The 13515-nt window shown below is 37.0% G+C and carries 13 protein-coding genes and 1 riboswitch; of the genes, 8 read left to right on the forward strand and 5 right to left on the reverse strand.

The features are described 5' to 3' along the window. Window positions 1–17 precede the first annotated feature (17 nt). On the forward strand, window positions 18–1505 hold the full coding sequence (locus IWC72_RS19050; protein ID WP_194530886.1) for a S41 family peptidase: 1488 nt from the start codon (window positions 18–20) through the stop codon (window positions 1503–1505). Between the two features lie 70 nt (window positions 1506–1575). On the opposite strand, the gene IWC72_RS19055 is transcribed toward IWC72_RS19050, so the two are convergent. The 4 genes from IWC72_RS19055 to IWC72_RS19070 all read right to left on the reverse strand — a co-directional run bounded on the left by IWC72_RS19055 (window position 1576) and on the right by IWC72_RS19070 (window position 6251). Beyond that, window positions 1576–2481 carry an ABC transporter substrate-binding protein gene (locus tag IWC72_RS19055; protein WP_226979638.1) on the reverse strand — a complete coding sequence of 302 codons (906 nt, stop codon included), beginning with the start codon at window positions 2479–2481 and terminating at the stop codon, window positions 1576–1578. Between the two features lie 26 nt (window positions 2482–2507). Beyond that, window positions 2508–3581 carry a YncE family protein gene (locus IWC72_RS19060; protein WP_194530888.1) on the reverse strand — a complete coding sequence of 358 codons (1074 nt, stop codon included), beginning with the start codon at window positions 3579–3581 and terminating at the stop codon, window positions 2508–2510. Between the two features lie 11 nt (window positions 3582–3592). After that, entirely contained in the window at window positions 3593–5437 is a 1845-nt protein-coding gene (locus IWC72_RS19065) for a TonB-dependent receptor plug domain-containing protein (RefSeq protein WP_194530889.1), read from the reverse strand. 31 nt (window positions 5438–5468) lie between these two features. Beyond that, window positions 5469–5697: riboswitch (cobalamin riboswitch) on the reverse strand. 86 nt (window positions 5698–5783) lie between these two features. After that, window positions 5784–6251 carry an FKBP-type peptidyl-prolyl cis-trans isomerase gene (locus IWC72_RS19070; RefSeq protein WP_194530890.1) on the reverse strand — a complete coding sequence of 156 codons (468 nt, stop codon included), beginning with the start codon at window positions 6249–6251 and terminating at the stop codon, window positions 5784–5786. Window positions 6252–6471: 220 nt separating this feature from the next. Between IWC72_RS19070 and IWC72_RS19075 the strand changes: the two genes are divergently transcribed. The 7 genes from IWC72_RS19075 (at window position 6472) to IWC72_RS19105 (ending at window position 12779) form a co-directional block, all read left to right on the forward strand. Next, window positions 6472–7620 carry an ABC transporter substrate-binding protein gene (locus IWC72_RS19075; protein ID WP_194530891.1) on the forward strand — a complete coding sequence of 383 codons (1149 nt, stop codon included), beginning with the start codon at window positions 6472–6474 and terminating at the stop codon, window positions 7618–7620. Next, window positions 7621–8652, forward strand: coding sequence for a FecCD family ABC transporter permease (locus IWC72_RS19080; RefSeq protein WP_194530892.1), 1032 nt, complete (start codon window positions 7621–7623; stop codon window positions 8650–8652). A gap of 137 nt (window positions 8653–8789) precedes the next feature. Further along, on the forward strand, window positions 8790–9665 hold the full coding sequence (locus IWC72_RS19085) for a 3-keto-disaccharide hydrolase (RefSeq protein ID WP_194530893.1): 876 nt from the start codon (window positions 8790–8792) through the stop codon (window positions 9663–9665). A gap of 93 nt (window positions 9666–9758) precedes the next feature. Then, entirely contained in the window at window positions 9759–10460 is a 702-nt protein-coding gene (locus IWC72_RS19090) for an ABC transporter ATP-binding protein (RefSeq protein ID WP_317171430.1), read from the forward strand. A 65-nt stretch (window positions 10461–10525) separates the two neighbouring features. Beyond that, window positions 10526–11872, forward strand: a complete 1347-nt coding sequence (rmuC, locus tag IWC72_RS19095; RefSeq protein WP_194530894.1) for a DNA recombination protein RmuC — start codon at window positions 10526–10528, stop codon at window positions 11870–11872. Further along, the gene (locus IWC72_RS19100) at window positions 11869–12234 is read left to right on the forward strand and encodes a 6-phosphogluconate dehydrogenase (RefSeq protein WP_194527769.1); all 366 of its coding nucleotides are present in this window, start codon (window positions 11869–11871) and stop codon (window positions 12232–12234) included. Before rmuC ends, IWC72_RS19100 begins: the two co-directional genes overlap by 4 nt. Next, window positions 12234–12779: an acyl-CoA thioesterase gene (locus IWC72_RS19105; RefSeq protein WP_194527770.1), complete on the forward strand. Its 546-nt coding sequence runs from the start codon at window positions 12234–12236 to the stop codon at window positions 12777–12779. The genes IWC72_RS19100 and IWC72_RS19105 overlap by 1 nt, the downstream gene beginning before the upstream one ends. Here the strand turns inward: IWC72_RS19105 and pgl are convergent. Continuing rightward, a complete protein-coding gene (pgl, locus tag IWC72_RS19110; protein WP_194530895.1) occupies window positions 12760–13485 on the reverse strand; it encodes a 6-phosphogluconolactonase in 726 nt (241 codons plus the stop codon). The genes IWC72_RS19105 and pgl overlap by 20 nt on opposite strands. Window positions 13486–13515 lie beyond the last annotated feature (30 nt).

Consider the following 13515-nt stretch of genomic DNA (forward strand, 5'->3'; position numbering starts at 1 on the left):
AACTTATATCAACAGCTATGAAAAAAACCCTAACAGCAGGATTGTTTCTTTCACTTTTTTTAATTCTTTCGTGTTCCAAAAGTGATGATTTCTCCATTCCTGACACGGTAGACCCTGATCCAGATGCAGGTGTTGATGTACAAGATTTTATGTGGAAAGCCATGAATTTCTGGTATTTCTGGCAGGCAGATGTTGAAAACCTTTCTGATGCAAAATTCCCTAATACAAAAGAAGGCTCCGTAGCCTACACTCAATTTCTTGCCTCTGAATCAGATCCCGGGAAGTTTTTTGACGAAAAACTACTGTTCTCAGAAGACCGATTCAGTTTTTTTTCGGATGACTATGTTGAACTCACGCAATCTTTAGCTGGTATTTCCAAAAGTAACGGACTTATGTTTGGGCTAGCACGGCAAGCACAAAACAATAGTGAACTTTACGGATATGTGCAGTACATAGTTCCAAACTCAAACGCGACCACTAAAAATATAAAAAGAGGAGATCTTTTTACAGGTGTAAACGGAACCACGCTTACCGATCAAAATTACATATCCTTGCTCTTTGGAGAAAGTGATACCTATACGCTAAATATGGCAAGCATTGCTGACGGAAATGTGGAACCTAACGGCATAGATATACAATTAACCAAAGAAGTAGGGCTTAGAGAAGACCCCATTTTTCTTAATGAGGTTATAGAAATACAAAACGACAAAATTGGTTACCTTGTATATACTGGGTTTACCAATGAATATGACGAGGAACTCAACAATGTATTTACTAGATTTAAGGCAAGTGGAATAAACGAATTGGTGCTAGACCTTAGGTACAATCCCGGTGGCTCTGTTAATACGGCGGTTCTCTTGTCCAGTATGATATACGGAACCAATACCAAAGATGTTTTCCTAAAGGCTCTTTATAATGATAAATATCAAAAAATATTAGATGATAACGATACTGAACTAAGACAGTTTTTTGCCGAAAAGACAGGAAAAGGAACAGCGATCAACTCATTGAATTTTAAGAAAGTATATATTTTAACTACTTCAGGAACGGCTTCTGCCAGTGAATTGGTGATAAACGGATTAAAACCGTATATGGATGTTATTCAAATAGGTGAAACCACACGTGGAAAAAATGAATTTTCTGTAACTATGGTAGACGATAGAGGCAATAACTATATCTACAATGCAGAAAGAGTAAGTAAAATAAACAAAAATAATAAGTGGGCCATTCAGCCCTTATTGGGAAGAAATGAAAATGCAGAAGGGTTTTCTGATTTCACTGACGGTTTAGTTCCAAATGAACCGTTACAAGAAGACCTTGCCAATTTAGGCGTATTAGGCGATCTTAATGAGCCATATCTTGCAAAGGCAATAGAGCTTATAACCGGTTCTTCCGCAAAGGGCATTCAAAAAACGGAACTACCTATAGAAACCTTGACAAGCTCAAAAATGTTTACGCCCTTAAAAGATAATATGTACGTTACCGATCCTCCTATAATTTGGTGAACATTATTCTTAAAAGCGAAAAGCGGCCTGCATTAAACAGGCCGCTTTTTGTTTGATAATCGAACGCTTCTTAGTACTCGTAAAACTTTTGATACTTACGCTTCAAATGCGAAGGAACAGAAATCGCTTCCGGATGAAACAATCCTGCCAACAATTCTATACCATCTACCAGAGTTGCAGCAGAAGATTGCGTAAACAAATCAAAATCGGCTATATATACCTGTTGTTTCTTCACAGCCTCCAATGAGGTCCACCCCTCTTTTAAAAGCAATAGGTACATTTCCTTTAAGGTTCTGCTCATGCTAAATCCACATGGAGCTATCACAATTACTTCAGGATTATACTGTTTTATTTTATCCCAAGAAAGAACACCGCTATTTCCAGAAGGATTAGATAGCATATCCACACCACCTGCATATCCTATTTGATGAGGTATCCAATGACCGCAATTATAAATAGGCTCTATCCATTCCAACAACAGCACTCTCTTTGTAAGAACTCTAGCTGCTCTTAGTTGGTCCACTACATAATCTATTCTTTCATTCAGTTTTCCCAAATACTCATAAGCCACCTCTTCCTTATTCAATGCCTTGGCAATAGAAACTGCATTATCAAAAACATCTTTAAGACCAGAAGGGCTAATTGAAATGAGTTCCGGCTGTTTTTCAAGGTTAGCCACAGCAGCTGCTGTACATTCCGTATCAATCTGGCAAACATCGCACATGTCTTGTGTAAATATGACATCTGGCGCTATTTCCGCTAATGCCTTTTCATCTACGTAATACAGCTTTTTCCCTTCTTTCTTACTTTCTGAGAAAAATACATCTATCTCTTTGCTTGTATAATTCTTACCTTCCAGAATGCATCGTACCACCGGTCTTTTTTCTTCTAATGCCTGCGGCGGACACTCAAACGTAATACCATACAAATGGTCTTCCAGACCCATATCATAGAGCATTTGAGTTACCGCTGGCATAAAAGAGCAAACTTTGAGCATCAGATTTAATTAAAATATATACCTCCTGGAATAATTCCTACAGGAATAGTATTAGTTAATTCTTTTGATGTTAAATCATAAATGTACAGATCCCCTTTACTGGCATAATCTTTTGCATCGGTGCCATATAATTTTCCGTCATTAACAGTCATACTATAAAAAGAAACATCACTAATGTAAGCTTCGGTTGGTAAAGCATCTGAATCGGAACTAAAAGAATAAACTGCATTAGACATGCCAAAATAAAATATATCATCTTCAACGCTCAAATCACCGGGGTGTTGAGTAGTTTCAAAATCAAAAGTTTGTGCTATGCTATTATCAAATGTACTAATTTTTGTAAGTGTCCCATTAGTTTCTGTTCCTGTGTATTCCGGTGCTCCACTACTTAATACCCATAAATTACCAGCAGTATCCCATTGCATTGAATTTGGAAAATCTCCAACAACAAGTGTAGATAACACGGTGTCCGTAGAAGTATCTATTACTGAAACTTTGTTATTTTGACCGAATGCCCCTTGATGTGCAACATATACAAAATCCGTATTAGAGGTTATCGCTTCCGGTCCTAACTCGGTAGGAATGGGTTTTGAAACAGTATTCGTAGTTAAATCGATAATGGCGACAAAATCATCAGTTTCATCTGCCGTTTCCCCCCAGTTAGTAACATAACCCTTTCCATTGGCAATAGTCATATACCTAGGATTTAAGAGTCCTTCATCAATTACCGCTTCACTTTTAAAGGTATTTCGGTTTACAACATGAATCTTATGTGAATTATTGACAACTATGTACGCTAGTTCATCATCAAACGCTATGGACTGTACTATGTTTCCAAGGTCTTCATTATTCTCTAGATTAAAAATTTCATCTTCTACAAGTAAGGAATCGTTGGATATATAAGTTACCGTTCCCGTACCATTATTGAACGGACCTTCATTTGTAATCAATATTCCGTCTTCGTAAGCTCCCTTAGCATCTTGTTCTTCTTCCATCGTAACCCCACCGTCATCATTGGAACAACTAACAGTAAATAAGGCTGACAAAGCAGCTAAAATTGATATTTGTTTAATTTTCATTATCCTCTTTTTTAAATTTTAAATTTTAGTTTTAATTGTACATTTCTGTTTGGCATAGGCCGATAAGCTACATTCTGGTAATTTTTATTGAAAAGATTATTGACCTGCAACATAGTTTCAACAATCAATTTCCCTTTCGTTTTTATGTTTCTACCAACACCTAAGTTTGAAATAGAATATCCGGGTAATGATTCTGAATTGTCCGAAGTGATAAAGACACTTCCGTTTACGGATAGTTGGTAGAACAATAGCCAATCTCCAAATGCGTAACTTAGGTTTGAGTTTGCCTTATGTTCAGGCACATACATTAAAGTATTTTCTGTATCATTGTTCATTGCTTTAGTAAACCCGTAACCGTTTTTCCAACTCAGATGATGTGCTCCCCATTTCTCTTCTAATTTCAAGGAAACTTCTAGCCCATAATTAGATGCATCGTTTATATTAGTAGGAGTCCAGATTCCATCATTATTTGGCCGCCACTGAATCAAGTCTTCGGAAGCAATATAGAAAGCGGCCCAATGAAAAGTATATTTCTCCTTGTTAAGGGTATACCCTATTTCGGCTTGTAATGAAGATTCAGGCTTAACATCCGGGTTGCCCCCTGATCCACCTCCTAATACCCAATAAATCTCATTAAATGTGGGAATTCTATAGTTTTTTGAGGCGTTGAGATGAACTGAATGGCTCAAATTCAACACATACTTAACATCTAACCCATATACGAGAGGGCTGTTATAATCGTTAACAAACTCTTTTCGAAGATTGACACCATAACTAATCTTTTCACTTAAATTCTGCTTGAACAAAAATGTGGTAGCCAGTGTTTTTCTTTTGACATTTTCAATAGAAGTTCCGTCTCCTGTGATATGGCTGTAATCGGCAATTCCATTTAATAGGATATTTTTAAAATGGACTTTATAGTCATAATTAACTAAAAACGTATTGGTATTTCCAAAAGAAAAATCTTCACGGTCTTTGTTATCAAAATATTTATACTTTTCATAAAGATACCCCGCTTTAACACGGTGAATTCTATTTTGGTTAAAATGGCTCCACTCCAATAGATTTCGAACATTAATATCTTTGTAGTTTGAGTTTGATGGGGCCGTAATCGTACCTGAAAAATCACGGTCTCCTATAAAAGTGTTATGATAAAATTTCAGTAATTGCTTCTCAGAAAGTTGATGCCCTATATTTCCATTAATATTGACGTTTTCATAGGCCCCGTTTTCATTTCTTTTATCGGTATCTAAATATTTATAATCATTATTAGATACCTGATAGTTTACACCGAAACCTATTGTTGTTTTTTCTGATCCAACTGAAGTACGGTAATTGATATTTTTAGTATCAAAACTTCCATAACCCAATAACAACTCATGATCTGAATGCTTATTAAATCGAAAAACATCATTTAAATGAATACTACCGCCAATAGCTCCACTACCAAATTGTACACTACCGCCACCACTACGAATACTAATGGAACCGTAATTCCTAGGTACAATGGTATTAAAATCAACCTGACCCGTCAGTTGTGAATTAATATTGATTCCATTCCAAATAACAGCTGTTTGTGAGGCGTTAGTACCACGGAAAGATGGAGAAGAAATCATTCCTAATCCATTTTCTTTTAAATAAATACTAGAGTTAAATTGTAAAAGATCAGTCAAAGAGCTACCATTACGGTCAACTAAAGAATCTTTCAGAACATTTACCTTTCCACTAGAAAAATGTAAAAGCCGAACATCAGTAAGAATTACTTCGTCCAAAACTGTTATGCTATCCTGTTGGGCATTGCCAAACAAAGTGCATAATAAAATAAGAATAATCAAAAATGGTCTATAATCTCTCATACCGTTAAAGACCTTTTACCCGAAAGTCTTATTTAAGGTTATGAAATTGGCAGGTCTCCTGACTTGTTCAATGTTATCTTACCTTCCCATCTTTTTATAGACAGTGGTGTTGAAGAAAATAACACCCTCCTAAGAGGTACCAAGAATTTCTTGGCATGAACTTACAGTTGCGGGAACAGTTCCGGATTTTAACCGGATTCCCTTTTAATCGATAAAGCAGAAACATACTGCCGTATCAAACCAAAATTCGCGGCGAAGGTAATCAATTCATTGATATATGCAACTCAAAAAAATGATGACCTTCACCCGAATAAGAAGAAAAAAAATAATCTCCAGAAAAACTAAATTAATTCGTTTCTAGAAGATTAACATCAAAAACAAGTACCGAACCTCCTGGAATTCCACGGTTGTCCGAATTTCCATAACCCAATGCCGCAGGAACTAAAAGAATACCGTTACCACCTTCCTTGAAGTAGGTAATCCCTTCGGTCCAACCTGCAATGACTTGTTGTAAATTAAAAGTGATTCCTTCTGAACTACTCTCGTCAAAAACAGAACCGTCTAAATAATATCCCTTATAAGCTACGGTAACATCTGAGGTAGTCGTTGGGTTTTCGCCAGTGCCCTCTTCTTCAATAACGTAATACAAACCAGAGTCACTTCTGGTGGCATCCAAACCGTTTGCCTCAACATACGCCTTAATATCCTCTTCGTTTTGAACCGTATAATCAATAACCTCCTTAGGTTCATTTTTATCATCATCTCCACAAGAAACGAATACGACCAAGGCTAAAACAAATAAAACTTTCTTCATTACTATTATTTTTTAAGCCTCAAATATAATGAACTAATTATGGGACTTAAACTATTTTAACCCTAGCTGATTATTAATTTAACAGGACAGTGATAACCAAAGGGTTATATGCACAAAATCTAAAAAATAATTCCCCAAGCTCTTTCCTCTTAGGATATAAAGACATTACCTTTATTGCCGAAACAAAACGAGGCCACACACCTAGCACAAAAACAAACACTTGAAAAACAGCATTTTAATACTTGTATTCTGTCTATTCATCGCTTGCAAGACCGATAAAAAAAATGACTCCCCTTTACAAAGCGCCCCTCCCACAAAAATTGAAATTAACCATGCTAAAGGCTTTTCAATAGAGACAACAAATAACGGCCTAACAATTATTGAAGTGTCATCTGCCTGGCCCGGTGCTACTACTTCCTTTAAATACGCACTGGCTCCAAAAAACAAAATGGCATCAATAACGCTCAATAAAGAAGAATATGATGCTATTGTTGCAACACCAATAGAACGTTTAATAGTAACCTCCACAACGCATATTCCGTCTCTTGATGCCTTGGGAGTTACCAATAAATTGGTAGGTTTTCCCAAGACCTCTTTAATTTCTTCGGAAAACACCCGTAAACTAATAGACGCAGGGCATATAAAAGAATTAGGAAATAATGAGACCTTAAATACAGAAATAGCCATTAGCCTAAGGCCCGAAGTTTTGGTAGGGTTTGGAATCAACAATCAGAACAAAGCATACGAAACCATAATACGCTCTAACATTCCTGTAGTCTATAATGGAGACTGGACGGAAGAGTCTCCTTTGGGAAAGGCAGAATGGGTTAAGTTCTTTGCGCCATTTTTTGGATTGGAAACTAAAGCGGATAGTATTTTTAAGTCTATTGAAAAGTCATACGAACAAACCAAAGCCATCGTAAAAGACGTCACTAAAAAACCTACCGTACTTACCGGAGGTCTTTATAAGGATGTGTGGCATGTGGCCGGAGGAAAAAGCTGGATGGCACAATTCCTACAGGATGCCAAAACTGATTATCTTTGGAAAGAAACGCAAGAAACCGGTGGTATTAGCCAAAGTTTGGAGACTGTTCTTGCTACGGCACAACATGCCGATTTTTGGTTAAACCCTTCTATACTTACCTCATACGCAGAAGTTGAGGAATCCAACGAGCATTACACTCAGTTTGACGCCTACAAAAACAAAACTATATTCTCCAACACTATTGCTAAAGGAGCTACCGGTGGGTTGCTGTATTATGAATTGGGACCTATGCGGCCTGATTTAGTTTTAAAAGACCTTATTCATATTTTTCATCCTGAATTGTTACCTGACCATCAACTTTTCTTTTTTAAGCCTCTAGAATAATTGCAAGACCCTAAAACATACCGTTATTCTTTCATCTTTTTACTTGCTGCTTTAGTAGTTGCATTAAGTGTAAATATCTGCTTGGGGTCAGTTTCTATTCCTTTTACAGAAACACTACGCTCTATTTTTGGAGAAACTCTAGAAAATACAGCTTGGGAATATATTATTTGGAATTACAGAATTCCCAAAGCTTTCACGGCGGTATTGGTAGGCGCTGGATTATCTTTAAGTGGACTCCTAATGCAGACCTTGTTTAGAAACCCACTAGCTGGTCCTTTTGTGTTGGGCATTAGTTCAGGAGCAAGTTTAGGAGCTGCCTTTCTGATTATGGGTTCGGCAACGCTCACATCTTTATTCGGATTCAGTTTTATTACAGATGTATCACTAGCCATTGTCTCCAGTATTGGAAGTTTCTTAGTGCTTTTGGCAGTCATAACTGTAGCTTCAAAAGTAAAAGATACCATGGCACTTTTGATTATTGGCCTAATGTTTGGCAGTATTAGTGCAGCAATAGTAAGTGTCCTTTCTTATTTTAGCAATGCCGAAAAACTACAACAGTTTGTATACTGGTCTTTTGGTAGTGTAGGTAATCTATCATGGCATCAACTGGGGTTACTGTTCATTATTGTCTTTCTGGGAATACTCCTTTCTATTTTCTCAATAAAATCTTTGAACGCCTTTCTACTTGGTGAAAACTATGCCAAGAGTTTGGGTGTAAACTTAATACGTTCACGCTATCAAATTATAATTGCAACCGGCTTATTGGCAGGGGCTATCACTGCTTTTGCCGGTCCTATTGCCTTTGTAGGATTGGCCGTACCACATTTAACACGACAAATATTCAATACTACAGAACATCGTATATTGGTTCCTGCAGTTTTGATTTACGGTGCTATTCTCATGCTTATATGTGATACCATAACGCAACTACCCAATAGTGCCGAAGTATTTCCTATAAATGCAATAACTAGTATTTTAGGTGCTCCAGTAGTTATCTGGTTGCTAGTAAGAAAAAGAAAAATGGTATTTTGATGAAATCCGTTTTCTTAGAAACTTTAATTTATACATATCTGATCATATGTTATAGTTTCCATAGTTCTAATTCTCTAGTTTTACCAACGGACAAAAAAGTTCTGCTAGTTATATTAAAATAAACCATACCCTTCCCTATGAGAACCAAACTAACTTACCTGATTTTACTCGTTGCGCTTACTTCTAATTTATTAAACGCTCAAAAGAACGATCAAGAATGGGAGAACCTGCTTGACAAAGACCTTACCTATTGGGATGTTTTTATTGGCGTGCCACACACATCTTTAGACCTAGAAGGTTATGAAAAAGGAGATGGAATGCACGGAACACCTATAGGCCTGAATAACGACCCTTTATATATCTTTACAACTACTCAGGAAAACGGAGAAACCATCTTAAATGTAAGCGGTGAGATTTATGGAGGATTAAGCACCAAAAAGGAATATGAAAACTACCATTTGGTCTTTGATATCAAATGGGGAACCAAAAAATACGAACCACGCCTAAAAGATAAAAGGGACAGTGGTGTACTTTATCATGCGCAAGAACCTCACGGACAATTTTGGAACGTTTGGATGCGTGCCCCTGAAATGCAAGTACAAGAAACCGACTGTGGCGACTTTTTTCCATTGGCAGGTGTAAGCATGGATATCAAAGCCACAAAGAAAAATGATAACGGAAAAGACTTTTGGTTCTATGATCCAAAGGGAGAAATGAGAACTTTTAAGACCGGAGGTGACGGACGCTGTAGAAGAATTGCTAATTTTGAAAATCCACATGGCGAATGGAGCCGTTTAGAGCTTATTTGCATAAATGATAAAGCCTATCATATCGTAAACGGAAAAGTAGTTATGGTGCTTGAAAATGCCAAGGAATACACAAAAGAGGGAATTGCCAAATCACTGACCAAAGGAAAAATTCAATTTCAATCTGAAGCTTGTGAAGTATACTACAAAAATATCAAAATAAAGAATATCAGTAAATTACCTAAGAACATCAAGAAACAACTTTAATCAAAAATCGTCGTCGGTCTTCATAAAAAACATAGTACCCTTTCTGTTACCAACCTATCTATTGGGTATGGCGAAAAAACTATTTCCAAAAACATTAATTTTGGTTTAGAACCTGGTGAACTTACAGCAATAGTAGGTATTAATGGTATTGGAAAATCTACATTATTGCGCACTTTGGGTAATGCGCAACCGCATCTAGAAGGTTGCTTAGCTGTGAAAGGCAAACCGGTTGCTGCTTATTCGCCGCAAGATTTATCATCAGAAATAAGTATGGTACTTACGGAACCCATCGCTTCAAAAAATCTGTCCGTGATAGAATTGGTGGCCTTAGGAAGACAGCCCTACACCAATTGGCTGGGTACACTGACTGCTACTGACAAACAGAAAATAAAAGAAACTATCAAATCACTAGGGCTAGAAGAATTACAGCATAAAAAATGTTACGAATTGAGTGATGGGCAATTACAACGGGTAATGATTGCTAGAGCTTTGACTCAGGACACTTCTATTATTCTACTTGATGAGCCCACAACCCATTTAGACCTCTACCATAAAATACAGATTTTAAAACTGCTCCGGTCCATTGCACATACTACAAAAAAAATCGTGATTTTTACTACCCATGAGATTGAAATGGCTATTCAGCTTTGCGATAAAATGGTTTTATTAGATGGCAAAGAAAACTACTTTGGACAACCCTGTGAACTTATTGAACAAAAAGCATTTGAGTCGTTATTTCCTTCTGACACTGTCTCCTTTGAGCCTAAGACAGGTTCTTTTAGAATAAAAAAGTAACATCGGAGTAGTGTTTGGTTTTCACACCAATCTTGTATCTTTACCCCGAACGCTTTACTTTAAAAATGAACATTTACCTCGTATATTTATTAATAGGATTGATTTGCCTTGCCGTGGGTTATTTCCTCGGGAATTACATTCAAAATTTAAAAACCAAATCCAGTCAAAGTGCGCTAGAAGAACGTGAACAGCAATTACACTCCAACCTGGTTTTGTTAGAGCAGCGCTTGCGAGATAGTGAAGATCAAAAAATTGGGCTACAGTCCGAAAAAGAACAATTAGGCAATCAAATCGTTCGTTATCAGGCGGATTTAGAAAATCTTCAGCTTAAAAACACCGAACAGAAAGACGAGGTTGAAAAGCTTCAGGAGAAATTCACCAAAGAATTTGAAAATCTTGCCAATAAAATTTTAGAGGAAAAAAGCTTAAAATTCACGGAGCGTAACGAAAAAAATATCAAGGATATTTTATCTCCCTTAAATGAAAAAATACAGCTGTTCGAGAAAAAAGTAGAAGAAAGTCAGAAAGAGAATATCAGTATACATTCCGCTTTAAAAGAACAACTCCTTAATCTACAAAGCCAAAACCTAAAAATCACCCAAGAGGCCGAAAATCTTACCAAAGCCTTAAAAGGTGATAGTAAAATGCAAGGAAATTGGGGCGAATTGGTATTGGAGCGCGTATTGGAAAAATCAGGTTTGGAAAAAGACCGTGAATACACCGTACAACAAAGTTTTACCAGAGAAGACGGTTCCAGAGTACTTCCAGATGTTATCATTAATCTTCCAGATGGGAAAAAGATGGTCGTGGATTCCAAGGTTTCACTCACAGACTATGAACGTTTTGTTAACGCAGAAGATGATATGCGTGATAAATTTCTAAAAGACCACATTAACTCCCTAAAAAGACATGTAGACCAACTTTCCGCAAAAAAATACGAAGACCTCTATGCTATGGAAAGTCCAGATTTTGTACTGATGTTCGTTCCCATAGAACCTGCTTTTGCCATTGCCATAAACAATGACCCTACTCTTTACAACAAAGCGTTTGAACAAAATATAGTTATTGTTACCCCTTCTACATTATTAGCTACATTGCGGACTATTGATAGTATGTGGAATAACGAAAAGCAGCAACGTAACGCCATTGAAATAGCCAGACAAGCGGGCGCTCTTTATGATAAGTTTGAAGGTTTTGTAAACGACCTCATGAAAGTGGGCAAGAAAATGGACGAGGCCAAGTCTGAATACAAAGGCGCCATGAACAAACTTGTTGAGGGTCGTGGCAATATAGTTGTTAGCATAGAAAAATTGAAAAAAATGGGTGCGAAAGCTAAAAAATCCATTCCAGAACCCATATTAAAACGCGCTCAAGATGATGATTTTGAAAGCGAACTAAAACTAAAACCATGAAAAAGTCGCTTTTTGTAACCTTGGGCCTTATTGTTGCCCTATTCGGTATCGTTTACGCATTTATATATTTCGTTACCTATAGTGATGGTATACGCTCGGGAGAACTTATTAAAATAAGTCACAAAGGTGTTCTCATTAAGACATGGGAAGGAGAAATCAGCCAAGGAATCTCTGGGGCTCAAATTTTTTCTTTTTCTGTATTGGATAAGGACAAAGACGTCATTGAGCAATTACAAGAGTATCAAGGACAATACGTTAAATTACACTACGTTGAACGTTTTGCCACGTTTCTTTGGCTAGGCGACAGTAAATATTTCGTAACCAAAGTAGAGAAAGAACAATCACCTCATTTTAAAAATTAATGGAAAAATTTAAAAGTGCTAACGAGTCTAGGGTATCAATTACAGAACTAATGCTACCCTCCCATTCTAATTTTGGAGGTAAGGTCCATGGGGGTCATATTTTAAACCTCATGGATCAAATTGCTTTTGCATGTGCCTCAAAACATTCGCAAATGTATTGTGTAACAGCTTCTGTAAACCGTGTAGATTTTTTACATCCCGTAGAAGTGGGAGAACTACTAACCCTTCGCGCCTCTATCAATTACACCGGACGAACATCAATGGTAGTAGGAGTTCGCGTAGAGTCGCAAAACATTACCTCGGGTACTAAAAGACACTGTAACTCATCCTATTTTACCATGGTTGCCAAAGATGAAAACGGAAAAGGAGTACCCATTCCCGGCTTACTTTTAGAAAACGAACAAGGTGTAAGACGTTTTTCTAGAAGTAAGCAACGTAAAGAAGAGGCATTTTCAAGAGACACTCAATTTGACTCTTCTCAATTTAAAATGGAAATGCATTTAGAAAGTCTAACCAACGAAAACGTTAAACTTGACCTTCGGTAATTTTTGCAGCTGCGGCCTTGTCTAAAAACCAAAGTAAATCTCCCGATGTGGGAGCTACTAAATTAGCAGGATAGGTACTACATGAACCTTCGCTATTGATTATTTCACCAACTTTTTCCTCTTTACTGGCACCGGTCACTAAAAAGACTACTGTTTTAGAATGATTAATAACATTGCCGGTTATTGTAATTCGTTTTTGCCCTGAATCTGGATGAACAGCTACTGCACATAAACTTTCGGCCTCCCAAAGTTCTATCTCATGTGGGAAAATTGAAGCGGTATGACCGTCATCGCCCATACCTAAAATAACCAAATCAAATTGTGGGAAACCATTCTTAGCAGGAAGCTCTTGCTTTAGCACTTGTGCATAACGTACGGCTTCTTCCGCTGGGTCATCTTCGCCTTTAATTCTATGAATATTCTCTTCAGGAATATCAATTTTTGACAATAGATGTTCTACCGTCATTTTATAATTACTCTCATCATCAGTAGGAAGTACGCAACGTTCATCTCCCCAATAAAAATGAACTAATTTCCAATCTATATGTGTTCCAAATTCTTTTGCCAACACATCAAAAACTATTTTTGGCGTGCTTCCTCCAGAAAGTGCTACATGAAAGGCTTCGTCTCCATTTGCTTTCTCTGCAAAATAGTTTGAAAACTCTTGGGCAACCTCACTCTTATCTTGATATATCTTTAACTCCATAATTATATGTAAATAAATTAGGGTACCCTA

This window comes from Zobellia roscoffensis, assembly GCF_015330165.1.
GTDB classification, from domain to species: domain Bacteria; phylum Bacteroidota; class Bacteroidia; order Flavobacteriales; family Flavobacteriaceae; genus Zobellia; species Zobellia roscoffensis.